We start from the raw sequence: 26,168 nt of genomic DNA, 5'->3' as shown, positions 1-26,168 counted from the left end.
TTAAATTTTAACTGGGAAAAACCATGGCTCGTACTACTGTTGAAGATTGTTTAGAAAATGTTGATAACCGTTTCCAATTAGTCCTGGTTGCTTCAAAACGTGCTCGTGAAATCGCCATGGGTGATGACGCTATGGTCAGCATTGATAATGACAAACCTACTGTTCTAGCGTTACGTGAGATTGCTGCAGGTTTAGTTGGTCGTGAAATTCTCGAAAAGACCAATGCCCGTGAACATGCTGCTGAAAGCATCGTCAGTGACGAAGAATTACAAACGGAAGAATAAACGACAGTGAGTGCCAAGCCATCCGTTGCTTCTGAACTGGATTTTATCCAGGAGTCAGAACCCAAACTGACAATAGATGACTTGTGCTATGCGACGGCAAATTACCTGGAATCAGGCCAAGTCGATGCGATACGAAGAGCCTATCATTTCGCGGATAACGCACATGAAGGCCAAACTCGCCGGAGTGGTGAGCGATACATCACTCATCCGTTAGCCGTCGCCCATGTTCTGGCCATGATGCATATGGATTATGAATGCATCATGGCCGGATTGCTTCATGATGTGATTGAAGACACTGCTCTGACAAAAGCTGACCTGGCCGCTGAATTTGGTGAAGAAGTCGGTGAGTTAGTTGAAGGTGTTACCAAATTAGCAAAAGCTGCTTTTGAAACGCAAAAGCATGCTCAGGCTGAAAACTTAAGAAAAATGCTGCTGGCGATGTCTCGTGATATCCGCGTTATTATCGTTAAGCTGGCAGACCGTCTCCACAATATGCGTACGCTGGGTCATTTACGCCCTGAAAAACGCCGTCGCATAGCCAACGAAACATTGGATATTTACGCACCCATTGCCCAACGCCTCGGCATGAATTTAATGCGTTGTGAGCTGGAAGATCTGGGATTCCATGTTCTGTATCCGATTCGTTACCGTGTGCTTCAGGATGCAGTAAGAAAATCGCGTGGTAACCGCAAAGAAATTGTCACACAGATCACGGCGTCTATTCTGAACCGAATGGAACAGGAAGGGTTGAGTGCTGATATTCAGGGTCGTGAGAAAAACCTGTATAGCCTGTACAAAAAAATGGTCAGCAAACAACTGTCATTCTCTGAGGTGATGGATGTGTACGCTTTCCGCATTATTGTCGATGATGTGGACGCCTGCTATCGGATGCTGGGGGTGGTGCATAACCTCTACAAACCGGTACAAGGTAAATTCAAAGATTATATTGCGATTCCTAAAGCCAATGGTTACCAGTCATTACATACGGTGTTATTTGGTCCTTATGGTGTGCCTATTGAAGTGCAGATTCGTTCCCGTGATATGGATCACATGGCAGAAGCGGGTGTTGCTGCTCACTGGTTATACAAAACCGGTGAATCAGTGGGTAATAATTTAGCCCACCGTAAAGCACGCCAATGGCTGCAAGGCATTCTGGAAATGCAGAAAGGCTCTGGTGACTCAATGGAGTTTCTGGAAAATCTGCGTATCGATTTATTCCCAGACGAAATTTATGTGTCGACGCCAAAAGGGGAAATTCTGACCCTGCCACGTGGCGCTACAGCGGTCGACTTTGCTTATGCTGTACATAGTGATGTGGGTAACAACTGTGTCGCCGCCCGTGTTGGACGTCATCTGGTACCGCTGAGCAGTCAGCTGGAAACCGGTGAGTCTGTTGAAATCATTACTTCACCCGCTTCACACCCAAATCCTGCCTGGCTCAATTTTGTGGTGACGGCGAAAGCGCGAACCAATATTCGTAATTATTTACGTCATTTGCAGACCGAAGAAGCGGTGTTACTCGGACGTCGTTTGTTAAACAAACACCTGACCGCGTTCTCGACTAATCTGGATGAAATTCCGGTTGAACGCTTTAACGAGCTGATTAATGAGTTTGAACTGAAACAGTTCGATGACTTATTAGAGGATATCGGTCTCGGTAACCATTCTGCTTTATTGATTGCCCAGAAACTGGTGCATGAATCAACGCCGGATACTGAAGCGCAGGCACTGATGATTGCCGGAACCGAGGGTATGGTGGTGAGCTTTGCCCGTTGTTGTCATCCGATTCCGGGCGATCCGATTCATGGTTATGTCAGTAGTGGTCGTGGCATCATTATTCACCAACGTGGCTGTAAAAATACCTCGCATTTACGCGTGCAAAATGAAAAATGGCTGGATGTGGCCTGGTCGCCTGACGTATCACGTGACTTCCCGGTCGATATTATGATTCATGTGAAAAACCAACGTGGCGTCCTCGCGACGATTGCGGCCGTGGTATCTGAGTCCGATTCCAATATCGACAATGTTGTCGTTGATGAGCGTGATGGTGGCTACTCTGATTTACGTCTGACAATCGAAGTCGCTAATCGCCAGCATTTAGCGCGTGTTATCCGCCGCTTACGTCGCCTCGACATGGTAGAAAGAATTACTCGTATTAATTAAAACCAGACTTTGATGGAGAAATGAATGTCTCGCGAAATTATTCATACAGCGGATGCCCCTGAAGCTATTGGCACATACTCACAAGCAGTAAAAGTGGGTGATGTGGTTTACCTGTCAGGACAGATTCCATTGGTACCCGAAACAATGACCGTTATCGAAGGTGACTTTAATACACAGGTTAAACGTGTATTTGATAATTTGTCTGCGGTAGCCAAAGCGGCTGGTGGTAGTTTGCAGGATGTGGTGAAGTTGAATATTTACCTGACCGACTTAAGCTATTTCGGTGCTGTTAATGAAATTATGGCGGAGTATTTTGAGCAGCCTTATCCAGCACGTGCAGCGATCGGCGTGGCTTCTTTACCGAAAGATGTGCCTGTGGAAATGGATGCAATTCTGCATCTTAATGCGTAATTATTAACCTTTAGGAGGTTAAGGTTGTGGTGGCGGATAATGGATTATCACAACCCGTGACTTCATTAAAAGGCGTGGGTGGAAAAGTCGCCGAACGTCTTGTCAAAATTGGTGTACAGCAGGTCCAGGACCTGCTGTTTCATCTTCCTCTCCGCTATCAGGACCGTACCCGCTTAATGCCGCTTGGTGCACTAAGATTGCAACAGGAAGTCCTGGTGGAAGGCACTATCCAAATTTCACAAGTCAAATTTGGTCGTCGTCGTTCATTGTTATGTCATATCTCTGACGGAACAGGCTCATTGATCCTGCGTTTTTTTCACTTTTCCAAAGCTCAACAATTGCAGTTGGAAAAAGGCCGGAAGATTCGCTGTTTTGGTGAAGTACGTAACGGGCCTTCCAGTTTTGAGATGGTACATCCTGAATACCAGTTAATTGATGCCGGTAAAATTGTGCCGGTCGATTCTGAACTGACACCGGTGTATCCGACTACAGAAGGACTTCATCAACTTTCCCTGCGTAAACTGATCACACAGGCGCTTGCCAGTCTTGAAAATGGCTTGATGCCAGAGTTAGTGATACCTGAAGCTCGTTGTCACAATGTGGCTGATTTTTCTCTGACGGAGGCCTTGAAGTTTGTGCATCAACCGCCGCCAGATGCGCCTGTGCAACAACTGATCGACCGGCAACATCCTGCACAAAAACGACTGGCTTATGAAGAGTTATTGGCTCAGCAACTGACCATGAAAAAGCTGCGTCAGCAGACACAACATCATCGGGCACCAGCATTAAATCCAGACCCGGCACAGCGCGAAGCCTTATTAAATCAGTTGCCATTTCCGTTGACCAAAGCGCAGCAACGAGTACTAACGGAAATTGAAGCCGATATGAGCAAGTCGTTTCCGATGCAGCGATTGGTGCAGGGAGATGTGGGCTCAGGCAAAACCGTTGTCGCGGCACTTGCCGCTATTGATGCTGTCAGTGCTGGTGCACAAGCAGTGATGATGGCGCCAACAGAGCTACTGGCAGAACAACATTTCAAGACCTTTACACAATGGCTGACGCCATTGGGTATGAAAGTAGGCTGGTGCGCTGGAAAACAGACCGCAGCAGAACGCCGACAGGTATTAGAACAGCTAAAGTCCGGTGAGATTAAAGTGGCTGTGGGGACCCATGCCTTATTTCAGGATGAAGTGGTATTTAATCAGCTGGGTTTAGTCATTATTGATGAGCAACATCGCTTTGGCGTACATCAGCGTCTGGCCTTACGAGATAAAGGCCGTGATGTGGATACCATGCCACACCAACTGGTGATGACAGCAACCCCGATTCCCCGCACACTGGCGATGACCGCTTATGCCGACCTAAGTGTCTCGGTGATTGATGAGTTACCGCCCGGAAGAACACCAGTCACAACAGTGGTCGTTTCAGATGGCCGACGGCAGGATGTGATTGAGCGTGTCCATGCCGCTTGCCAACAGAACCGTCAAGTCTATTGGGTGTGTACCTTAATTGAAGAGTCTGAACATTTGCAGTGTCAGGCGGCCGAAGATACCGCGACTACCTTGCAGGACAGCTTACCGGATTTGAAGATAGGTCTTGTGCATGGTCGGATGAAGTCAGCAGAAAAAGAACGGGTGATGACGGCGTTCAAGTCTGGAGAACTGGATATGCTGGTGGCGACCACGGTGATTGAGGTCGGTGTGGATGTGCCCAATGCCAGCTTGATGGTGATTGAGAATGCCGAGCGACTAGGGCTGGCACAGTTACATCAGTTGCGTGGTCGGGTCGGACGTGGCCAGATCGAGAGTCATTGTGTTTTGATGTACCATGCGCCACTGTCTGAGAACGGTCAGGCCAGATTAAAATGTCTGCGTGAAAGTAATGATGGTTTTGTGATTGCTCAGCGTGATCTGGAAATCCGTGGACCCGGTGAAGTTCTCGGCACTCGTCAAACTGGTCTGCCGCAATTTCGCGTCGCTAATTTACTAGAAGATCAGGAACTGTTAACGGTGATGGAACAGGCGGCCAATAAAATGCTGGAGTTAGCGCCGGACAAAGCCGAGGCCTTAGTAACACGTTGGTTTGCCCACAAACTTGATTTTGGGCATGTTTAATTAGTTGGATTTTGAATGAAGCATTGGACAAACTGGCTGCCAGCTCGTAAGCCATCATTACCGTATGACTTACGCGAGTGGCTGACGGATAGCGGATCACTGACCAAGCGACTGCAATCGGTCAGTGAGCAAGCAGTGAATGTCGAGTTATTACATTATGACTGGCATACCGCTTTGCCTGAAGAAAGCCTGTTTCTTCAGCAACCATTACGGCGTATTCAACTGGAGCGTGAGGTTTTATTGTGTGATGGTGACAGACCGGAAATTTATGCCCGAACGATTATTCCTCAATCCACCTATCAAGTCTTGCCGTCTCGGTTCGATAACCTAGGTACAAAACCATTAGGCCAGATGTTATTTGATGAGCCAACATTAAGCCGAAGTGATATTGAGGTCGCGTGTTTAACGTCGCAGCATTGGTTGTATCAATTAGCGACCGAGTGGTTGGACATACGTCCTGATATTTTATGGGCAAGACGGTCATGTTTTTACTTGAAAGGTAACCCAGTACTTGTGTGTGAGATATTTTTGCCATCAGAAAAATGGAGTCATGTGTGAGCAAGGTTCAACAACGTATCATGCCTTATATCCAGTTGATGCGACTGGACAGACCGATTGGCATTTTACTTTTGTTATGGCCGACATTATCGGCATTGTGGATTGCTGCTGAAGGCATGCCTGATCTCACGGTGTTAATCGTATTCATTTTAGGTGTGATTTTAATGCGTTCAGCAGGCTGTGCGATTAATGATTTTGCCGACAGGGAAATAGATGGCAGCGTCTGGCGAACACAAAACCGTCCTCTGGCGACGGGTGAGTTAACGGCCAGACAAGCGGTGTATGTTTTTATAGGCATGGCCTTGGTGGCCTTTATTCTGGTGTCTTTGCTGAATAGCTTGACCATCTGGTTGTCGTTGGGCGGTGTCTTTCTGGCAGCGACTTATCCTTTCATGAAACGCTACACCTATTTCCCTCAGATTTATCTTGGCATGGCATTTGGTTGGGCGATTCCCATGGCATTTGCAGCACAGACGAATACGGTTCCGGTGATGGCCTGGTTATTGTTTCTGGCTAATATTATCTGGACAACCATGTACGACACATTTTATGCGATGGCAGACAGGGAAGATGATCTGTTGGCTGGGGTCAAATCAACAGCCGTGTTATTTGGTGATGATGACCTGATTATTCAAGGCATTATGCAAGTCGCCTATATCGTGGTGATGGTATTAGTCGGTCTGCAATTGGAGATGAGCTTTATTTTTTATTTGGGGTTGTGTCTGGCTAGTGCCCTGTTTGTCTATCAACAGTTTTTGGCAAAAGACCGGCAGCCACAACGCTGTTTACAAGCATTTTTAAATAATAACTGGGTTGGATTGATTATTTTTATCAGTCTGGTCATTCATTACAGTATTGTGTCGGTGGGAAAATGAACGCGATATCAGAAATATCTTCTTCAAGTTTGCAGCAGCAAGCGGATGCTCTGGCAAGGGCAATGGATGATCTTAATCCCATGTTAAAGAAAATGCGTTTACTGGCTTCCAATGCAGTCAGTGCCGCTGCCAGGGCGGGTTCCGAAGGTGATGCCTTCCGTGTGCTAACCCAAGGTATTCAGGAGCTAGGGCTGGAAATCAAACATGAAATTGATAATTCCAAAGAGCTATTGCTGGCACTCGCTGACAGTCAGTCAGAGGCTGAAAAGAAAAAACTCTTATTTGAAATCAAGTCAACATTGGAAGAATTACCAGCGGCAGTGGCCAAAGGCGATTATTTAGCTATTTATTGTTCTGTGGAAGCGGCGCATGCAGAGAGCCACGCGACACGATTTAATTCAGTTGCACAAATGTTGAAATCCTTGATTACAGATCTCAGAGAAGAGATTGTTAAGCAAAAAACACTAATAACAAATATGCTCGAAGAAGTTTAGTCATCACTATCGTTATTCATGGAGGAAAACGATGCGAATGATTCTGGTGTTTATCACCATCATCATACCAACCGTCTGTTATCCCACATCGGTTTATCAATCACAGAATGAACAAGGGCGGACTGTTTTTTCCGATCAGCCCTCTGACAATGCGACCTTAATATCAGTCAAGTCAAAACCCTACCGTTACCGCGTCAGTCTTAAACGAGTGATTGACGGAGATACCCTCGAATTACAATCAGGACAAATCATTCGTTTGCTGGGTATCAATACCCCTGAGGTCCAGAGCCGTTATCGGGATGGCGAAGCCGGTGGTGAGCAGGCGAGAGAGTGGTTAAAGGCTACGTTAAGTCAGCCAGAGCTTTTTATTGAATATGATCAGCAACAGCGAGATAAATATGATCGTGCTTTAGCTCATTGTTTTTTGCCGGATGGCCGTTATTTAAATGCCATGCTGATTGAACAAGGTCTTGCCTCACTGACATTGATTCCACCTAATTTGCGATACAGCGACAAACTTATTTCTGCACAAAACAAAGCCGAACAAAACAAAACAGGCATCTGGTCTTTGTCTGAGTATCGGGTAAAACGTCTTTCCGAGTTAAAAACAGGAAAGAACTACCGTGGCTGGCAGCGAATTAAGTTAAAACTCAAATCAATAAAATATGGCAAAAAGACGGTTTTTCTGGAAGCGAATACGCATTTCAGATTAGCGATAAAAAAGAAAGATATCGTCTATTTTGGAGATGTAAAACGTTACCTTAATCAAACGCTGGAAGTGCGCGGTTGGATTCATCGACAGGGTAAACAGTTTTATATGAATATCAGACACCCTTCAGCGATTATAAGCCAATAATGATTAGCGTTTTGGCCAGTATTTCTGCATCTCCAGAAATACAAAAGAGGCGGACCAGGTAATCATCACTAATCCTGTCAGTGATTCGAGTCCGGTTAAAAAGCGGACATAACCGGTCGGTTCGATATCGCCAAACCCCAGCGTAGTATAAGTAGTGAAAGAAAAATAACTGCAATCAAGCAAGCTGGAATCAATATTGCCCATCAGCGTGCCGAAACCATCCGCCTGTATCATCAGATAATAAGCGATAGCAAATAGCCAAATCTCAACGATATGAGCCACCATAACCACCATCACCGCGAGTAAAACCCGATAACGATGAATAATATGCAAGGCAGGGAGGCGCTTAGCTAGCTGGTAAAGTGTTTCGTAGTGGATGAGTATGGTGCTGACAAAAACAAAAGTATTGATGACAAACGTCGTAAGTAACATCTAACGTGCCTGTTTGATTTGATTTCGACCTGATAATTTGGCTGCATAAACAGCCTGATCAGCCGCTGCTATCAGTGATTTTGTGTCATGAATATGACCATATTGCCCAAGTGTTGCCGAGCCGATAGAGAGAGTGGCGTGTATGGCTTTACCGGATGGAATAATAAACTCAGTTTTCTCGACGCGATGGCGAATTTGCTCTGCTATCAAAGCGGCATCTTCGGCGCTGGTATCCGCTAATAAAATGACAAATTCTTCTCCACCATAACGAGCCAGCACATCACTATTACGCAGACGGTCATTGAGTAATTGTGACACTTGTTTGAGTACCGCATCACCCGCTTGATGGCCGTAGTGATCATTAATACGTTTAAAAAAATCTAAATCAATAAACAAGCAGGTTAATGGACTATTTACCCGCTTGGCCCGACTGACTTCTTCGCTGATGCGTTGATCAAAGAAACGACGATTATTAATGCCAGTTAAAGGATCACGCAGGCCGACTAATTTAATATGTTCGTGTAAACGGGCATTTTCCAGACAGGCTGACATGACTGCGGCCAGATGTTCCAGAAATTGAGTGCCGATATGACTTTCAAAGCGATTCGGGTTGCGACTGCCTAAATTCAGACTGCCAATTAATACGTTATGTCTGATTAATGGCAGCAAGGCGATGGAACCGAGCTCGGCTTGATCAGGAAATAAAAAAGCATGTTGATGAGGAGAGTAACGAATCAGGCGTGGTTTACGTAAGGGGCTGAAATACTGATTTAATAAATGGGCTGATTCAGTAAATATCAGTTTATCGAGCCAGGAGGATTTGACGGGCTGCGCCTCGATCAAGCGCTGGAATTCATATTCCGGATCATGTAACAGCAAAGTCACATCAGTCAGCTGGAAACGTTCTTTATGTTCCTCAAGTACAATCCCTAACAGCTCATGAAGATTGTTACTGGCAAGAAGTGCCAGTTCATATTCCTGGAAATTGGTTTGTTTTCGCTCATTGCTTTTAGCGATGCGAAGCAGTTCATCCAAACGAGCTTGTAAGGTGGCGATATCTTGCATCCAAACGCCTTATGAGCCTAAGTGTGATTTAGTTAACACTAATAATGGCTTATTGCACGTGCAATTGTCCACACTTCTATTGTCTCTACGCCAGCTCGCTTTAATACACGTGCCGCTTCATGTGTGGTTGCACCGGATGTCATGACGTCATCGATAATCGCTACATGCTCAGGTACAAAAGAAGAATCATACTTAAAAGCTTGTCGCATATTTTTATGCCGTTGCTTGGCATTAAGCTGAGTCTGTGTTGCTGTTTTTTTGACTCGTTTCAGCAATTCTGGTCGACAGGGAATCTTCAATAACTGAGCGAGCGTATCGGCAAATAACAGAGATTGATTATAACCACGTTGTCGGAGCCGGCTCGGGTGCAGAGGTATGGGAAGCAAAAGGTCCGGTGGCGTAGCTAATGAGTGATACGCAATAAATTCCCTGGCACAAATGTCTGCAATCTGAATTTGCCGATGATATTTCAGCGCTGACATCATTCTGGGAACCGCCTGTTCATAGCGATATAGACTCAGGCTGGAATCCTGAATGGGTGGTTTTTTCAAACATTGTCCGCAAATCTGTCCTTGTTCTATAGGTATCGCGCAGTGAATACAACACTGTTGGATAACAGGTAATTCAGCGATACAGCTCTCACATAGCGCTTGCCCTTCTGTTGCCAAGCCGCAGAGTAAACACGGAATTGGAAATACTTTCCTGTATAATTGTTGCAATTGTTGTGTCAGTGAGAGCAGATTTGCCATGACATGACCTAATTTAATCCTTTAAATCAGTAAAGAGTCATCATGCCTGAGAATGTAGCAGAAACCCAAGCAACAATCCGCAACGACTGGAGCCAGCAAGAGGTTGAAGCCTTATTTGCCATGCCCTTTAACGACCTGATGTTTAAAGCACAAACTGTTCATCGTGCCAATTTTGATGCTAATGCGGTGCAAATTAGTACCTTATTAAGCATTAAAACCGGTGGTTGTGCCGAAGACTGTGGTTATTGCCCACAGAGTGCACATCACGAGTCAGCCGTAAAAGCTGAGCCTTTAATGCCGCTTGATGAAGTGATGAAATCAGCCAACGAAGCCAAACAAGCCGGTGCCAACCGTTTCTGTATGGGCGCGGCCTGGCGTAGTCTGAAAGACCGTGATCTGGAACGTGTCGCCGAAATGGTCGAGGGTGTGAAAAGTTTAGGTCTGGAGACCTGTGTCACATTGGGCATGCTGGAAGAGCACCAAGCGAAACGTTTAAAAGAAGCCGGTCTGGATTATTACAACCATAACCTGGATACCTCACCTGAATATTACGGTGAAATTATTACTACCCGTACTTATGAAGATCGTCTGAATACCTTAAGCCACGTTCGTGATGCCGGTATCAATGTATGTAGTGGCGGTATTGTGGGCATGGGCGAAGGTCGTCATGATCGTGCTGGTTTATTAATCAGCCTGGCTAATCTGCCAACCCAACCACAAAGTGTGCCTATCAATCTATTAGTTCAAGTTGAAGGTACACCATTAGATGGTGTTGATAATCTGGATCCTATCGAGTTTGTCCGCACTATTGCTGTCGCTCGTATCATGATGCCGAAATCATTTGTGCGTTTATCAGCCGGTCGTGAGCACATGACAGATGAGTTACAAGCGATGTGTTTCCTGGCTGGTGCTAATTCGATTTTCTACGGTGAAAAACTGTTAACCACTGACAACCCTGATACCAACCATGATCAGCAACTGTTCAAACGTTTAGGTATCACACCTTGGGTGGGTGAAGAAAAAACCGAAGAACATAGCTGTTCTTCAGCAGCCTAACGTCTCCATTTTCGAGTGGCCAAACTCCCTTGGCATAATGAACTGACCGCCGCTTTAGCTGAACGCAAAGCGGCGGGGCGTTACCGACAAAACCGGCTTCGTGTCGGCGAGCAGGGTGTGCATATTCAGCTTGGTGACAAAACCATTTTGTCGTTTTGCAGCAATGACTATCTTGGTCTTGCTGCTCACCCTGATATCAAACAAGCATTCAAACAAGCAGTAGATAAAGAAGGTGTCGGTAGTGGTGCCGCGCATTTACTGACCGGCCATAGTTATTATCATCAGGCACTGGAAGAAAAACTGGCCGACTTTACGGGTCAACAGCGCGTATTACTCTTTTCCACTGGTTATATGGCGAATCTGGGTGTGATTGATGGTCTGCTTACTCGCGGCGATGCCGTGATTCAGGACAAATGGAATCATGCCTCTCTATTAGATGGTGGCCGTCTGACCGATGCCGACCAGTTACGTTACCCACATGCCGATATGAAGCTATTGCATAAACGCTTACATAACGCGGCCTCAGCAAAACATCGTCTGATAGTGAGTGATGGCGTATTCAGTATGGATGGTGATATCGCGCCGTTACCTGAGATTATGGCGCTATCGGAACAGCACCGTGCCGCCGTTCTGATTGATGATGCGCATGGCTTTGGTGTGATAGGTGAAGGTGGTCGTGGCACGGTATCTCATTACCAAATCGCAGCAGATAAAGCCCCCATTGTGGTGGGCACCTTAGGTAAAGCCATTGGTACAGGAGGCGCTTTTGTCGCTGCAGATGAACTGGTCATCGAAACCTTAATTCAGCAAGCACGCAGTTATGTGTACACCACAGCACAACCACCGGCGATTGCGGCTGCGACGCTGGTGAGTCTGGATCTGGTTGAAAAGGAACAATGGCGACGTGACCAACTTCAGCAGTTAATTCAGCAATTCAGACAAGGCGCTGAACAACTCGGCTTAGAACTGATGCCATCGATGACACCGATCCAGCCGGTGATTATCGGTGATGATAAACAGGCGCTGGAAATCGGGGCAAAATTAGAAAAACAAGGCATCCTGGTAGGCGTTATCCGTCCACCTACCGTGCCTAAAAATACAGCAAGACTAAGAATTACTATTTCTGCTGCCCATACAGAACAGGATGTAGACCGGCTGCTTGTTGCATTGGAGCAGGCGTATGCACATTAACAGCATAGGTCAGGGGCCTGATTTAGTCCTGGTACATGGTTGGAGTATGCATAGTGGTGTCTGGCAACCACTGGTGGATTTATTGGCTGAACATTTTCGTTGTCATCTGGTTGATTTACCCGGCCATGGTCAAAGTGACTGGCAACAAGGGGACTTTGAATTACCAACTTTATTAGCCTCTTTAGCCAAGGCATTACCGCAAAAAGCCGTATGGCTGGGCTGGTCATTAGGTGGGCAGGTGTCATTAGCTATGGCTAAACATTATCCTGATAACGTAAAAAAACTGATTATGCTGGCAAGTAATCCACGCTTTGTGCAAACAGAAGATTGGCCTTGTGGCATGGCTGCTGAGGTGTTTGATACCTTTTCAGCCAGTTTAGCTGTTGATCAACAGCAGACCTTGCAGCGGTTTATTATGCTGCAAGCGAAAGGTGCGAATCAGCCCCGGCAAGTGATTAAACAATTAAGCGAACAACTGGCTCAACAGCATGAACCAAAACCAGAGGCATTACAGGCAGGCTTAAAGTGTCTGGCTGAGTGGGATTTACGCGATGCGCTTGCCAGCGTAAATTGCCCCACACAAATGATTCTGGCGGAGAATGATCATCTTATTCCAGTTTCAGTAGCGGAATATGTACGGAAGTTGCAGCCAAAACTGCACATTGATGTGATGCCTGGCTTAGGTCATGCCCCTTTTATTTCTCAGCCTCAGCAATGCCAACTAGTGATAGAACAGTTTATCCATGAGTGAATATCGTCCCGATAAAAAAAAGGTAGCGCAGTCATTTTCTGCTGCCGCTGAGCATTATGATGATGTGGCTGTCTTGCAAAGACAAACAGCCGATGAATTATTAGAGCGCTTGTCGTACATCACTATCGAACCACAAACGATAGTGGATTTAGGGGCAGGGACGGGACGTAACTTAGCATTATTGCAAAAGCGATATCCGCATGCCCAATTAGTCGCTGTCGATATCTCACCACAAATGTTAAAGCAGGCTGAAAAGCGTTATCGGCATGATCAAGGCATCAAACGCTGGTTACCGAAACAGAAACGTTTACAGGTCTTGGCGGGCGATGCCGAAGCTATCCCGTTAGCAGATAACAGCGTCGACCTTATTTACGCCAACCTGTCGTTGCAATGGTGTGATCCTAAACGCTGTTTTAGTGAAATATTTCGAGTGCTAAAACCTCAGGGGCTATTAATGTTTACCAGCTTGGGGCCGGATACCTTGACTGAACTACGTCAGGCTTGGGCTGAAGTCGATACCTACCCACATGTGAATTTATTCTATGACATGCATGATGTCGGTGATGCCATGACAGCCAGCGGCTTAGCCGACTGTGTGCTGGATATGGAGCCTTACACTTTGAGCTACAACGATGCGATGAGTGTGATGCGCGATCTAAAAATCCTAGGCGCACGTAATGTGAATGAAGGTCGCCGTCGTGGTCTGACAGGTAAGAAACTTATGCAAAAAGTGATTTCCTCGTATGAAACATTTCGCCAAGCTGACGGTTTACCTGCCAGTTATGAAGTCATTTTTGGTCATGCATGGAAATTAGCTCAATCAGGCCAATGCCGAACGGATGACGATAGTGTTTATATTCCGATCAGTGAGATCAAACGATTATGACCAGCACCCATTTTTTTATAACAGGTACAGATACTGAAGTAGGGAAGACCTTCATCAGTGTGGGTTTGGTATCTTTACTGCAACAACAAGGCTATAAAACAGTTGGCATGAAGCCGATTGCCAGCGGCTGTGAGTGGTTAGATGGGCAGTGGAAAAATGAGGATGCACTCGCATTAATCAAACAAAGCCAGACAGATTTAGCTTACTCACTGATCAATCCTTATGCCTTTGAACCAGCTATTGCCCCGCATATTGCGGCGGAGCGAGAAGGAGTAACACTCTCTCTTGCCAACATTAAACACAGCTATGAATTGATTGCTGAACAAGCAGACGCAGTCATTGTGGAGGGGGCCGGAGGCTGGTATGTACCACTAAACTCAGAAAGCACCATGGCCGATCTTGCTGTTGAGCTTCAATTGCCGGTGATTTTGGTGGTGGCGATTAAACTCGGTTGTATTAATCATGCCTTATTGACCGTGGCCGCTATTGAGCAACAAGGTCTCAAACTGGCTGGCTGGGTAGCGAATCATGTGGCTGAACAATCAGAATCAACTGAAATGATAGAGACCTTAACCAGCCGAATAGATGCCCCCTGCTTGGGAGTGGTGCCTCATCTTAACAACCATCAGTCGGCGGCCAGTTTCCTGCGACTACCTGAATAAAATCATTAAATTACTTTACACAACCTTCTTCCCAAAATAAGTAATGTCAGTCACTATTTTTCATTGCTAGTTCAAAAAATTGGCTTCATAAAACAGACTGTTAGGTTTCAAGGAGAGTTCGTGGAAGATTTTTACGGAAGTAAAACAATCAAAATAATCACCTTATCTATTGTGGTGCTTTTATTTGTTGCAATTCCCTTTGTGCAAAACCTAATAAATAAAAGACTTCCTGAAAATATTAGAGGGGCTCATGCAAAACTTACAAAGGACGTTTGGGTAAAAACTATTATCCTATTTGCAGGATCCGTAACCGCTGGGATGCTAGCATTCTTTAATGGTGGTTTTGATAAAGCCATTACGCAGGCATTTTTTGGAATATGTTTCTTTTCATCCCTTGGTTCAGCTTGGACCATCCGCAAAACGATAGTATTAATTGAAGAGGCGAAAGAGCTTTCACTAGATGGTAAGAGGGAATTAAGAATAAAAGATGTAGAAAATGTAAACAAAGAAAAAGCTATAAAAGCTACATATATTAGCTTTTTTGTCGGCTTATTGGGTTTCCTCTATGTGGAGCTATTGTTCGATACATATAGCTTTAGTTGGGTATGGTTTGTGGCCTTGATATCAACTTCATTCGCAATTCAATCTGCTATATGGAGTGAGATGGCAAATTTCGCTATTTCCAAATATGCCGCAGATCCAGAACATGGAGAATAAATCGCCTTAATCAGGACGCTCGCAAGCTCTCGCTATTACGCGGGCGTTACATGACATGAGTATGCTGAAAGATTTAACTGGTAACACTGCCACCGTTTCAAACGGTCATCTTAGCTACGAAATATATGATGCTAGATCGCAAACTTATTAATTGGATTAGATGTTCCATTGCAAATGAAATGGGAATTTCAGGCAATAATAGATAATTTAATCATTGAGAAAAATACTTCTAAAAGTGTTAAATGCCTTAGTGTTGACGGTTATCATTACTCATGTTTGAAATAAAAAATATAACAAGCACATTAATTCGTTCGCTATCGCTCACTGGGACGCTCCTTACGTCGCGCCCATTATGTATACGTTAGTGGGTATGGCAATGGACAAAAGCTGCACGCAAATAGCTTCGCTGATAGAATATGACCTAAATAGGGAGGGTAACATGGCTACAGCACTCGACGTCGCTCAATTCTTCATTGCCCATGGGGCGAATTCTGAAGAGGGTGGAGTTTCAAATCTGAAACTTCAGAAATTGGTTTATTACGCCCAAGGCTTTCATTTGGCTATTTTTGATGAACCATTATTTGATGAAGAGCTAGAAGCTTGGACGCATGGTCCGGTTTCACCGAGTGTCTACCATAAGTATAAGAGTAATGGCAGTTCTCCCATTCCAGCAGCTGAATATGAGCCAGGTGAGGCTTTCTCCGAAGAGCAGTTAGAATTCTTGGCTGAGGTACATGAGGTATTTGGGCAGTTTAGTGCCTGGAAGCTACGCAATATGACGCATGAAGAACGGCCTTGGTTGGAAAATGAGGAGCTTGCCTCACAAATTCCCAAAAACACAATGCTTGAGTATTTCAAGACGCGGTTAAAATAAAATGGCAAAAAAAAGACGTCGCATCCAAGAACCATCGAAAAACTCAGGTTCGAGAGTCTCCGCCCCAGAAACGCCTAACTACGATAATATGCCGCCAGTTTTTTCTTTGGAAAGGCTCCAAAATGGTACGTATTGTCTCTCAAGCTTGGATCAAGAGCATAAGGCTAGCTTTGCAGATGCAATGTACCGTCGTAGGAAGATGTTGTGGCGTGATATGAAGCAGGCAGATCGTCATGGACTTGGCACAGAAAAAATTCCGAAGAACCAGATCAAAGCGCCTATCCCAAGTTTTATAACCGAGGAACAGGAAAGTTTTCTCGCGCTTCGCTTCAATGGAAAAGCCCCCATGGTGGGCTACAGGGTGCGAAATGTTTTTTATGTTCTTTGGTTTGATCCGACTTTTGACCTATACGACCACTAACAAGGTCGGTCACGCGACGTTAGGAGGGTAGATGGATCGATTGAGAGAGCAATACCAAGAAAGAATTAACAGTGTCCTTCTTGATGGCTTTGATAAAGTGTTATTGGACTCTGCTTTTGTTAACCTTTTGACACCAAACCCACTTAGATTAAACAACTTTGCCTATGCTATGCGCGAACTCACAAGGCATGTTTTGCACCGATTAGCGTCAGGTGATGAGCTTCATAGCAGACCAATGGAGCAGACCAATGGGGTCTGTTAAAGCATCTCATCGAAATTGGAGTTCTAAATGAGCGAAGGTAAGTCAATCGAAGAAGTTGAATACGAACAAAGGCTTCGCCGACGTTTGAAGATTCTTCAAGAGCAATTTAAAGAAGGGAAGATAAGAATTGCTGAAGGGCTTGATGTGGAGAAGAGCCTTCTTGCCGTTCGCAACGGCCCAGATGGTGAGGTAGATCTAGACACTGTAGACGGTCTTGTAAGATCTATGGCTCTAGCAGTCACTGCCATTCATGATCGTGGGGAGCTAAAAAAAGAAGCTTCATTGAGCGAAATACAAAATATGTATTTTAAATTCATTGAAGACAATTTTGGACATTTTTTTAAGCTCATGAATCAAAGAGGAATGACTCCTCATGATGCAGGGATGGCAGCACAAAATAGCGAAGGTTCGATAAAAGAAATAACAGAAAATCTCGATAAATTTCTTGAGGTAATAGATCAGTTTTGGGAAGGCGTTGGCGAAATCGCACACATCCATGTCGAAGACATGCATCACAACGTAAAGGGTATTTTTGGCGGTGACCTTTTTCCTTCACATGATGAAAATATCGCATCTAAGTGCGGTATTTATACCGATACGATTGTTCTTCCAGATCCTTTCTTAAGATCTAAAATAATTTTCGAACATTATAGTCTCGCGGACAAAGCCTACTACTTCATGAAGCACGCAATGAACATCCTGCAATACAAGGAGCTGGCGTGTGCAGATGTAGAATATCCGATTATTGTTATATTGCCTGATATGGGCGTTTTACAAGAAGGCGAACGAGAGTTTTTCCATCGTTTAGGAAGAGAGGATTCATTAGTTCACGCGGGTAAATTGTTTGGTCGAGATTTTGAGTCTTTCGAAGAGCTAATGGACTTTTGTGGTTCATTGGACTCAATTGAAAGAACCGTCGCTGAAATATCAGACGGCAGTAGAGTCTTATTCGACACCGATTGGGATGAAAATATTGGAGACCAAATAGAAAAGGCAATGAAAAGTGAGCATATGCAGCCTTTAGGTCAAATTACTCCCGGAGTAGCGTTAGCGAGTCAAGCTCTTGGCCGCATGTCTGTAAGCAACGAAATGCTTGTTAAAGCAAGGCGCTTAAATGGCACTCCCATAATAGATGCTCCTACATCTTGGCAGTACCTAGTATGGAAGATGGAATACGATGCTGAAAGAGCTGAGTCAGAATTAAAATCTCAAGACCTCCATGTCGTTAGAGGCCTTAGTGATCTTTCGACTGGTGAGATGCAATGGATTGGAAACATCCCGCCAGAAGCACTAATAGAAATACGAAAAGAAGGCGCTATGGAAGAGATTAGAGGGATTTTAGGTAAAGGAGTAAATGATTTAATTGAAGTCAATCCTGACAATTTTCATCGCAGTCGAGATCAGATTTTCGACAATATAAATTCAGCATTTAGCCAACATCAAAAAAATCTAGATGATCTCAGTAGTAAAAAATGGAAGTTTGCTGGTAAAGACATTGGTTCGTGGTTAGTTGTTGGCTCACTTGAAGTGGCCGCTGCAGTCACTGGAGCTCCTGTTTGGGGTATGGCTACAATAGCAGCAGATCAAATGTTTGATGTGCCGAAATTAAAAGACATTCCAAAATCAATTAGAGATCTCGCAGAAGAAAACAAAAAAGTGAAGAAATCACCAGTAGGTCTTCTTTTCGATATTCATAAGAAAAATGCTTAACAAGATGTTGTTGTCGGACAAATTTTCCGCTGCGTTCAAAATTTGCCGCAAAGCGCGGCGTTCTATGAAATGTTCAATATTACAGATCTGCTCGGAAATGCCTTCATCAGCAACAGCTAATCTAAGAAGATAAAACAATAATTTAGTGTTTACTGGCGATTGAAATAAACACTTTTAAACCGTTATCGTTAGTTTTTTTGCACCTCAATATTATTCAACAAAAACAGGCTAGTTTTTGTAACTATCATCTTCAAAGTCATCGAGGCTATCGTAGTAGATGATAGCTAAATACTGAATCGGCATTTTGAGTTTTGTTTCTGGTCGATGCGGTTGCTCTGCATGAAACGTTAACGAGTCGCCTGGTTCAAGAATAAAACGCTCGTCTCCGACGGTGTATTCCAGTTTGCCTTCCAGCATATAAATGAATTCGGTGCCGGCATGTTCAAACGGATCAAACACTTCACTTTCTTCATTTAAGGTAATCAAAAACGGTTCAAATAGTTTTTTCGGACCGGTGTCATACGCCAGCAAATGGTAAGTATGACCACTTTTGGTGCCACGGCGAACCACTTCCATTCCCTCACCATTCTTCACATATTGAGCACCACCCATGGGCGTGTCGTAGTCGTGAAATAACCGCGAAAGCTTTACACCCAGAGCATTAGCAAGATGTTCCAGTTTCTCCAGGCTGGGTGACGTCAGTCCGTTCTCGATCTTACTCAGCATGCCACGGCTGACATTGGCTCGCATAGCGACATCCGCAATGGTTAATCCATTTTCAGTACGAATATGGCGCAGCGTATTTCCCAGGTGTTTATCTAACGACTGATGTGTCGCAGTTTCAGTCGTCACGATCGTTTGCTGTTTGCTCACGGCAAGAATACTCCGTCTTCTTTAAGGCTGTTTTGCCTGATTATACCTGAGGTTTTTTTATTTATCCCCACTAAATGTTTCCTATTGTGAAAAAAAGTTTACAAGGCTATTGACATGTTTTTTTCGACATGAGTAAATAGAACCATGTTTCATCACATGAAATATTGTTTACCTAGTTAGAGGTAGATTCGCATACTACTTAAGTAGTATTGAGCATTATGAGTGGAGGTTAAGAATGCCATTAGGGCTATTAAAATATGGTCTGAGTAGTGAACACCCGGCACCACGTTTTTTTAGGGACTGTACCGAGCCTAAGAAATCGTACGATGCCGTTATTATCGGTGGCGGCGGACATGGTTTGGCTGCGGCGTATTACTTAGCCAAAGACTATGGCATTACCAATGTAGCTGTATTAGAAAAAGGCTATATTGGTGGCGGCAACACGGGCCGTAATACCACCATCGTACGTTCAAATTACCTGACACCAGAAGGCGTTAACTTCTACGATGCCAGCGTCAAACTGTACGAAGATTTATCAGAAGAATTAGACCTGAACCTGTTTTATTCAACTCGTGGGCACTTCACTTTAGCCCACACCGAATCTGCAATGAGAACCATGCGCTGGCGTGCAGAAGTGAATAAACATGTTGGGGTTGAGAGTTATGTCGTCGGTCCTGAGGAGATATCCAAAGCGTGTCCGCAACTGGATATCTCCTGCAGTGGCCAAGCTCCTATTTTAGGCGCTTTGTACCATGCACCAGGCTCTGTAGCTCGTCATGATGCCGTGGCATGGGGTTATGCCAAAGAAGCGGATCGCATGGGTGTTGAAATATTCCAAATGACGGAAGTCACGGGTATTGATACCAAAGGCGGCAAAGTCGTTGGTGTAAACACATCTAAAGGCTATATCAGCACAAATCGTGTTCTATCTGCTGTGGCAGGGTTTACACCACGTATCACTGAGATGGTGGATTTGAAAACACCGATTGTGATTCATCCCCTGCAAGCTTGCGTATCAGAACCGATGAAGCCCTGGCTCGATACTATTTTAGTTTCCGGTAGTTTGCATGTGTACGTGAGTCAATCGTCTCGTGGTGAACTGGTCATGGGGTCATCACTGGATCCTTATGAATTCCATTCAACACGTTCATCACTGGATTTCGTGGAAGGACTCACCACACATATCACCGATATGTTCCCGTTTTTATCGAATGTCAAAGTGGTACGCCAATGGGCGGGTATGGCTGACATCACGCCTGACTTTGCACCGATTATGGGTAAAACACCACTGGAAGGGTTTTATCTGGATGCCGGATGGGGCACATGGGGATTTAAAGCCACGCCAATCAGTGGCAAAACCATGGCCGAGACAATAGCCAAAGATATGGCTCCTGATCTTATTAAATCATTCCGTTTATCACGTTTTGAAGACTATGAGCTGACCGGTGAAAAAGGCGCAGCTTCAGTTGGTCACTAAGTTAAGAGTAAGGCTATGAAACTACTTGAATGTCCCGTTAATGGTATCAGGCCGATGAGTGAATTCACCTACGGCGGAGAATATCGAAATATGCCCAACCCTGACACATGTTCAGATTCTGAGTGGGCTGCCTATGTGCACTATCGTAATGGAGCACCTGGTTTGAAAAAAGAATGGTGGTATCACACCCCCAGCGGTACCTGGTTTATCGCTGAACGTAACACGATGACTGATAAGGTCAACCGTACTTATCTTCTGGGTCAGGAGGAAGCTAAATGACCAGCCGTATTGCTAAGAAACGAGGTGAGTGGATTAACCGTGACAAGCCACTGACTTTTCAATATGAAGGTCAGACAGTGCAAGGTTACGAAGGCGATACCATTTCCAGTGCCCTGTGGGCGGCTGGTATTAATGTGCTGGGCCGTAGTTTTAAATATCACCGTGCACGTGGTGTATTGAGTTTTGCCAATCATGATGTCAACGCCATGATGACAGACGGCGTGGATACCAATATCCGTGCTGATGTCTGGCCTGTTGCTGATGGTATGGATATTAAAGCCGTCAATACGATTGGTGGTGTATTAAAAGATAAAAACAAATATATCGATTATTTATCACCGTTCCTGCCGGTCGGTTTTTATTACAAAACGTTTTATAAACCAAAAAGCCTGTTTCCGTTCTGGGAAGACAAAATCCGTAAGGCGGCTGGTTTAGGCGAAGTTAACTTTAACTACCCACGTATTATTAAACCGAAAAAGTTTGCCCACTGTGATGTGTTAATCATCGGTGCCGGTTTGTCTGGTTTATCAGCTGCGGTTAAAGCGGCTGAGCAAGGCCTGGATGTGATTGTTGTTGATGAAAACAAGCAGGCGGGTGGCAGCCTGACATACGACTATGCCGGTGACCAAACGACGACTGATACGCTGACAAGCCTGTTAGGTAAAGTGGAGTCAAACCCGAATATTCGTTTAATTACCGATGCTTATGCTGGCGGTTTTTATGGCGATAAATTGGTGCCATTAGTCGGTAAAGACGGTATCACTAAAGTCTGGGCGAAAACGGTGATCGTGGCTGCTGGTGCGTTTGAGCAACCACCTGTATTTCGTTACAACGATCTACCGGGCGTGATGATGGGATCGGCAGCACAACGTCTGATTCATCGTTATGCGGTTAAACCTTTTAATAAAGGCGTGGTGGTCACAGCGAATGACTATGGCTATCGTACCGCACTGGATCTGGCCTCAATTGGCGTTGAAGTCGTTGCTGTTATTGATATGCGTAGAAACGGCGCACCACGTGAACTGGCTCAGAAAGTCAGAGATCTAGGTATTCCTGTTCATATCTCAAGCTGTATTTATGAAGTGATCCCGACCTCAGACAAGTTAGGCGTTAAAGCTGTTGCTGTTAGCCCTTATGACGATATTAGTGCAGGCGCCGATAGTGGTCACACTGTGCGTTTGAGTTGTGATGGTGTAGCGATGAGTGCCGGTTGGGCACCAGCAGCTGCGTTGCTGTATCAGGCTGGAACAAAAATGCGTTATGACTATAGCGTCGAGCAGTTTGTCCCTGATGAGTTACCGGAAGGGGTATTTGCAGCAGGTAAGGTCAATGGCGTATTTGATTTTAAAGCTCGCCAACTTGATGGTCAGCGTGCAGCTGCAGAAGCAGCCGCTTTCCTGGGCAAAACGGTCGATGTAGTTACTGTGCCAAAAGTTGAAATGGCATCACCCAGTCATCCTTATCCGATTGTTGAGCATCCGAAAGGCAAAAACTTTGTCGACTTTGACGAAGATATTCAAGTCAAAGATTTCATCAATGCCGCCAAAGAAGGTTTTGACAATATCGAGTTGATGAAACGCTTTACCACGGTGGGTATGGGGCCAAGTCAGGGTAAACATTCCAATATGAATGCGATTCGTATTCTGGCTCGTATTCGTCAGTTACCGGTTGAGAAAATTGGTAGCACCACCGCACGTCCATTCTTCCACCCAACACCGATTGGTCATCTGGGCGGACGCGGATTCCACCCTCATCGTTATACCGCGATGCATGAATGGCATGTTGAGAATGGTGGTGTGATGATGGATGCGGGTATGTGGATGCGTCCTGCTTATTATCAATATTCGGGTCGTTCAATGACGGCCATGGAAGCGGTACAGCAAGAAGCGTTAGCCGTCAGAAAACAGGCTGGCATGATTGATGGCAGCACCTTAGGAAAAATTGAAGTCTACGGTGCCGATGCCACTGAATTTCTGGAACGCTTTTATACAGGCAAGTTCAGCAAACAGAAAATCGGCGAAAGCCGCATTGCTCTGCTGCTGGATGAAGCAGGTGTCATGCTGGATGACGGGCTGGCTGTTCGTGTCGAAGCTGAAAAGTTCTATGTATCAACGAACTCATCCAATGCCGCGACGGTTTACCGTGAAATGCAACGTAATGTTCAGGCATGGGGATTACAAGTCACTTTGGTGAATCTGACCGGCGCCATTGCAGCGATGACACTGGCCGGACCGAAGTCACGTGAGATTTTAAGTTCACTGACCAATGCCGATTTGAGTGAAGCCTCGTTACCAGATGGAAACATGATTGAAGCTGAGATTGCCGGTGTGAATGCCAAAGTCATGCGAGTGAGTTTTGTTGCTGACCTGGCTTTTGAAATTCATGTGCCTTACAAAGCGGGACTGCATGTTTGGAAACAAATCATGGCTGCCGGACAAGATCATGGTATTCGTCCATTTGGTACAGATGCACAGCGTCTGCTACGTCTGGAAATGGGACATCACCTGATTAGTCACGATACCGATGGTCTGACCAATCCATTTGAAGCGCATTCCGAAGCGTTACTCAAAATGGATAAGCCGTTCTTTATCGGCCAACGCAGCCTGAAAATCATCGCTAAGAAAACGCTGAACAAGAAGTTAGTGAACTTTGTACTGGAGAAAGGCTTTGCCAGGGAAATGCCGAATGAATGCAATCTGGTGATTGATAACGGCAACAACATCAAAGGCCGTGTCACCAGTATTGCATACAGCAGATATCTCGACAGAGTAATCGGTTTTGCTTTTGTTGCACCAGAACAGGGCAGTGTGGGCTCAACGTTTTCCATTCGTACCGATAGCGGTGCAATGGTTGAAGCGACTGTCGTCGAAGCCCCTTTTTTTCACCTACTTGATAAAGACGGAGAGTAAGCATGCAAGACGGCATTTTTAAAAGCCCGGTCGCTTTTGCTCAAGCCCCTTTGAAGCCGATTAGTGGCATTGTGAATGGCATGGAGACTGCAATAACCATGGCGGACAAGGCCATTGAATCTTCACGTTACGAGTTATTAAGTATTTGTGATGTGAGTGCATTAAATCGCTTTGGCGTGAAAGGACCTAATGCAGCGGAGTGGTTAGCCTCTGCCAACTTGACACTGCCAGAAGCAAAAAACAGTTGGACATTACAAGGCAAAAGAGAGCTGGTCTTAAGATTGGGGGGAAGTGAGTATCTGATTGAAGAGCCACTGAACTCTCATCTGGTCGCTCAGTTAAATGCCTTGCCTGTGAACAAAGCAGGTGTCCACAAGGTAATTCGCAATGATGCGTCGTTTATTGTCAGTGGCAAGCTGACATCAAAGTTATTTTCTGAAGTCTGTGCTATCGACCTGTCAGGAGATGCACTTGAAGAGAATCGTCTTGTCATGACTGTCATCGCCGGTGTATCGGTAACGTTGCTGAGACAGATGCTGAATGGCCAATCTGTTTATCGCATTTGGTGTGATGGTACGTTTGGACCCTACCTGTGGAAAACACTATTGGGCATCACCGAAGAATATGGTGGCGGTGCTATAGGGTTCAGTTTTTATTACGAGATCAATTGATACGACCAAGTGTTGATCATTCAAACAGAGGAAATGTTATGAAGTATGAATTCGACCCTAAGGCTTCGCCAGCTGACCAATTAGCCTATGCGCAGAAGTTTTTGGCTGAAAACAATGTGAAATATGTGTTGGCCCAGTTTGTTGATATCCACGGTGTGGCTAAGGTCAAATCTGTGCCAGCAGATCACCTGGAAGACATCATTAAAACTGGTGCCGGTTTTGCTGGTGGTGCTATTTGGGGAATGGGCATTAAACCTAATGGTCCAGATTACATGGCAATGGGCGACTTAAGCACATTGAGTTTATTGCCATGGCAACCTGGTTATGCACGCCTGATCTGTGATGGTCACGTTAATGGCAAACCCTACAGCCATGACAGTCGTGTTGTACTGAAAAAACAAATTTCCCGTCTGACTGAAAAAGGCTGGATTTTATACACCGGTTTAGAGCCTGAATTCTCTTTACTGAAAAAAGATGAGTTCGGTCATCTGCATCCATTTGATCCAACCGATACACTGCAAAAACCGTGTTATGACTATAAAGGCATCACACGTCAGAGCGCTTTCCTGGAAAAACTGACAGAGTCATTAATTGAGGTGGGTTTGGATATTTACCAAATCGATCATGAAGATGCGAATGGTCAGTTTGAAATCAATTACACCTATGCTGATGCACTGAAGAGTGCGGATGACTATGTCATGTTCAAAATGGCAGCCAGTGAAATTGCCAATGAAATGGGCATGGTGTGTTCATTCATGTCTAAACCGTTCAGCAACCGTCCTGGTAACGGCATGCACATGCATATGTCGATTGGTGATGGTGAGAAAAGCTTATTCCATGATGACAGTGATGAAACCGGCCATGGTTTATCCAAACTGGCTTATCACTTTATGGCGGGCATTTTGGCTCATGCACCTGCGTTATCAGCGATTGCAGCGCCTACCGTTAACTCATACAAACGTTTAGTGGTCGGTCGTTCATTATCCGGTGCGACTTGGGCGCCAGCCTATATCTCATATGGTAATAACAACCGTTCGACCATGGTTCGTATTCCTTACGGTCGTATCGAATTACGCCTGCCAGATGGTACTTGTAACCCTTATCTGACAGCGGCGGCAGCGATTGCAGCGGGTCTGGATGGTGTGGAGCGTCAACTGGAAGCGGGTCCAGGTTATGACATTAATTTATATGACTTAAGCCCAGAAGAACTGGAAGAAAAAGGCATTGGCATCCTGCCACAAAATCTTCATGAAGCTTTGACTGCGTTAGAAAAAGATGACGTGATTAAAGGGGCTTTAGGCGATGAGTTTGTTAAAGAGTTCTTAGAACTTAAACACATGGAATGGGTGGAATACATGCGTCATGTATCTGATTGGGAAATCAATCGTTACGTTGAATTTTATTAAAAGAGTCCCTTCCCAGGGAATG

At 45.1% G+C, this 26,168-nt stretch carries 27 protein-coding genes; 23 read left to right on the top strand and 4 right to left on the bottom strand.

The window, feature by feature from the left end:
- Nucleotides 1-23: 23 nt before the first annotated feature.
- From rpoZ to AC13DA_RS09000, 8 genes are read left to right on the top strand one after another with little or no spacing between them, the layout of a single operon-like run.
- Nucleotides 24-284 (top strand): DNA-directed RNA polymerase subunit omega, encoded by a 261-nt coding sequence (gene rpoZ / locus AC13DA_RS09035; protein ID WP_007146778.1) that lies wholly within the window; start codon nucleotides 24-26, stop codon nucleotides 282-284.
- 6 nt (nucleotides 285-290) lie between these two features.
- Nucleotides 291-2,447, top strand: coding sequence for a RelA/SpoT family protein (locus tag AC13DA_RS09030; RefSeq protein ID WP_007146777.1), 2,157 nt, complete (start codon nucleotides 291-293; stop codon nucleotides 2,445-2,447).
- A gap of 24 nt (nucleotides 2,448-2,471) precedes the next feature.
- Nucleotides 2,472-2,858, top strand: a complete 387-nt coding sequence (locus AC13DA_RS09025; protein WP_007146776.1) for a RidA family protein — start codon at nucleotides 2,472-2,474, stop codon at nucleotides 2,856-2,858.
- A gap of 26 nt (nucleotides 2,859-2,884) precedes the next feature.
- The gene (gene recG / locus AC13DA_RS09020; protein WP_284450985.1) at nucleotides 2,885-4,972 is read left to right on the top strand and encodes an ATP-dependent DNA helicase RecG; all 2,088 of its coding nucleotides are present in this window, start codon (nucleotides 2,885-2,887) and stop codon (nucleotides 4,970-4,972) included.
- A gap of 15 nt (nucleotides 4,973-4,987) precedes the next feature.
- Complete coding sequence (locus AC13DA_RS09015) at nucleotides 4,988-5,530, top strand: chorismate--pyruvate lyase family protein (RefSeq protein WP_284450986.1); 543 nt, start codon at nucleotides 4,988-4,990, stop codon at nucleotides 5,528-5,530.
- Nucleotides 5,527-6,405 (top strand): 4-hydroxybenzoate octaprenyltransferase, encoded by an 879-nt coding sequence (gene ubiA, locus AC13DA_RS09010; RefSeq protein WP_284450987.1) that lies wholly within the window; start codon nucleotides 5,527-5,529, stop codon nucleotides 6,403-6,405. The genes AC13DA_RS09015 and ubiA overlap by 4 nt, the downstream gene beginning before the upstream one ends.
- Nucleotides 6,402-6,899 (top strand): hypothetical protein, encoded by a 498-nt coding sequence (locus AC13DA_RS09005; protein ID WP_007146772.1) that lies wholly within the window; start codon nucleotides 6,402-6,404, stop codon nucleotides 6,897-6,899. Before ubiA ends, AC13DA_RS09005 begins: the two co-directional genes overlap by 4 nt.
- A gap of 31 nt (nucleotides 6,900-6,930) precedes the next feature.
- Complete coding sequence (locus tag AC13DA_RS09000) at nucleotides 6,931-7,755, top strand: thermonuclease family protein (protein ID WP_284450988.1); 825 nt, start codon at nucleotides 6,931-6,933, stop codon at nucleotides 7,753-7,755.
- Nucleotides 7,756-7,758: 3 nt separating this feature from the next.
- Here AC13DA_RS09000 and AC13DA_RS08995 read toward each other — a convergent pair whose 3' ends face one another.
- From AC13DA_RS08995 to AC13DA_RS08985, 3 genes are read right to left on the bottom strand one after another with little or no spacing between them, the layout of a single operon-like run.
- A complete protein-coding gene (locus AC13DA_RS08995) occupies nucleotides 7,759-8,187 on the bottom strand; it encodes a potassium channel family protein (RefSeq protein WP_284450989.1) in 429 nt (142 codons plus the stop codon).
- A complete protein-coding gene (locus tag AC13DA_RS08990; protein WP_007146769.1) occupies nucleotides 8,188-9,252 on the bottom strand; it encodes a GGDEF domain-containing protein in 1,065 nt (354 codons plus the stop codon). It lies immediately after the preceding gene.
- Nucleotides 9,253-9,290: 38 nt separating this feature from the next.
- On the bottom strand, nucleotides 9,291-10,001 hold the full coding sequence (locus AC13DA_RS08985; protein ID WP_284450990.1) for a ComF family protein: 711 nt from the start codon (nucleotides 9,999-10,001) through the stop codon (nucleotides 9,291-9,293).
- 42 nt (nucleotides 10,002-10,043) lie between these two features.
- Here AC13DA_RS08985 and bioB point away from each other — a divergent pair, with 42 nt between their 5' ends.
- From bioB to AC13DA_RS08935, 10 genes are all read left to right on the top strand, one after another.
- On the top strand, nucleotides 10,044-11,057 hold the full coding sequence (gene bioB / locus AC13DA_RS08980) for a biotin synthase BioB (RefSeq protein WP_007146767.1): 1,014 nt from the start codon (nucleotides 10,044-10,046) through the stop codon (nucleotides 11,055-11,057).
- A gap of 15 nt (nucleotides 11,058-11,072) precedes the next feature.
- Nucleotides 11,073-12,248 (top strand): 8-amino-7-oxononanoate synthase, encoded by a 1,176-nt coding sequence (gene bioF, locus AC13DA_RS08975; protein WP_284450991.1) that lies wholly within the window; start codon nucleotides 11,073-11,075, stop codon nucleotides 12,246-12,248.
- Nucleotides 12,238-12,999 carry a pimeloyl-ACP methyl ester esterase BioH gene (gene bioH, locus AC13DA_RS08970; protein WP_284450992.1) on the top strand — a complete coding sequence of 254 codons (762 nt, stop codon included), beginning with the start codon at nucleotides 12,238-12,240 and terminating at the stop codon, nucleotides 12,997-12,999. The genes bioF and bioH overlap by 11 nt, the downstream gene beginning before the upstream one ends.
- A complete protein-coding gene (gene bioC / locus AC13DA_RS08965) occupies nucleotides 12,992-13,885 on the top strand; it encodes a malonyl-ACP O-methyltransferase BioC (protein ID WP_284450993.1) in 894 nt (297 codons plus the stop codon). The genes bioH and bioC overlap by 8 nt, the downstream gene beginning before the upstream one ends.
- A complete protein-coding gene (gene bioD / locus AC13DA_RS08960; RefSeq protein WP_284450994.1) occupies nucleotides 13,882-14,547 on the top strand; it encodes a dethiobiotin synthase in 666 nt (221 codons plus the stop codon). Before bioC ends, bioD begins: the two co-directional genes overlap by 4 nt.
- Nucleotides 14,548-14,667: 120 nt before the next feature.
- Complete coding sequence (locus tag AC13DA_RS08955; RefSeq protein WP_284450995.1) at nucleotides 14,668-15,264, top strand: hypothetical protein; 597 nt, start codon at nucleotides 14,668-14,670, stop codon at nucleotides 15,262-15,264.
- 439 nt (nucleotides 15,265-15,703) lie between these two features.
- Nucleotides 15,704-16,138 (top strand): Panacea domain-containing protein, encoded by a 435-nt coding sequence (locus AC13DA_RS08950; RefSeq protein WP_284450996.1) that lies wholly within the window; start codon nucleotides 15,704-15,706, stop codon nucleotides 16,136-16,138.
- Between the two features lies 1 nt (nucleotide 16,139).
- Nucleotides 16,140-16,559, top strand: coding sequence for a hypothetical protein (locus tag AC13DA_RS08945; protein ID WP_284450997.1), 420 nt, complete (start codon nucleotides 16,140-16,142; stop codon nucleotides 16,557-16,559).
- Between the two features lie 31 nt (nucleotides 16,560-16,590).
- On the top strand, nucleotides 16,591-16,821 hold the full coding sequence (locus AC13DA_RS08940; RefSeq protein ID WP_284450998.1) for a pPIWI-associating nuclease domain-containing protein: 231 nt from the start codon (nucleotides 16,591-16,593) through the stop codon (nucleotides 16,819-16,821).
- 27 nt (nucleotides 16,822-16,848) lie between these two features.
- Nucleotides 16,849-18,531, top strand: coding sequence for a hypothetical protein (locus AC13DA_RS08935; RefSeq protein WP_284450999.1), 1,683 nt, complete (start codon nucleotides 16,849-16,851; stop codon nucleotides 18,529-18,531).
- 228 nt (nucleotides 18,532-18,759) lie between these two features.
- Here the strand turns inward: AC13DA_RS08935 and AC13DA_RS08930 are convergent, their stop codons facing one another.
- Nucleotides 18,760-19,404: a helix-turn-helix domain-containing protein gene (locus tag AC13DA_RS08930; protein ID WP_007146759.1), complete on the bottom strand. Its 645-nt coding sequence runs from the start codon at nucleotides 19,402-19,404 to the stop codon at nucleotides 18,760-18,762.
- A 235-nt stretch (nucleotides 19,405-19,639) separates the two neighbouring features.
- On the opposite strand from AC13DA_RS08930, the gene AC13DA_RS08925 reads away from it, so the two are divergent.
- The 5 genes from AC13DA_RS08925 to glnT are packed head-to-tail and all read left to right on the top strand — an operon-like array spanning nucleotide 19,640 to nucleotide 26,146.
- The gene (locus AC13DA_RS08925; RefSeq protein ID WP_007146758.1) at nucleotides 19,640-20,881 is read left to right on the top strand and encodes an FAD-dependent oxidoreductase; all 1,242 of its coding nucleotides are present in this window, start codon (nucleotides 19,640-19,642) and stop codon (nucleotides 20,879-20,881) included.
- A gap of 15 nt (nucleotides 20,882-20,896) precedes the next feature.
- Entirely contained in the window at nucleotides 20,897-21,160 is a 264-nt protein-coding gene (locus tag AC13DA_RS08920; protein WP_040576622.1) for a sarcosine oxidase subunit delta, read from the top strand.
- Nucleotides 21,157-24,069: an FAD-dependent oxidoreductase gene (locus AC13DA_RS08915; protein ID WP_284451000.1), complete on the top strand. Its 2,913-nt coding sequence runs from the start codon at nucleotides 21,157-21,159 to the stop codon at nucleotides 24,067-24,069. Before AC13DA_RS08920 ends, AC13DA_RS08915 begins: the two co-directional genes overlap by 4 nt.
- Before the next feature lie 2 nt (nucleotides 24,070-24,071).
- Nucleotides 24,072-24,740, top strand: coding sequence for an aminomethyltransferase family protein (locus AC13DA_RS08910; RefSeq protein ID WP_007146755.1), 669 nt, complete (start codon nucleotides 24,072-24,074; stop codon nucleotides 24,738-24,740).
- 38 nt (nucleotides 24,741-24,778) lie between these two features.
- Nucleotides 24,779-26,146 carry a type III glutamate--ammonia ligase gene (glnT, locus tag AC13DA_RS08905; RefSeq protein WP_284451001.1) on the top strand — a complete coding sequence of 456 codons (1,368 nt, stop codon included), beginning with the start codon at nucleotides 24,779-24,781 and terminating at the stop codon, nucleotides 26,144-26,146.
- Nucleotides 26,147-26,168: the final 22 nt, after the last annotated feature.

The sequence above is a fragment of the Methylophaga sp. F-2 genome (genome assembly GCF_056859315.1).
This window is presented reverse-complemented; position numbering and strand designations above follow the sequence as displayed.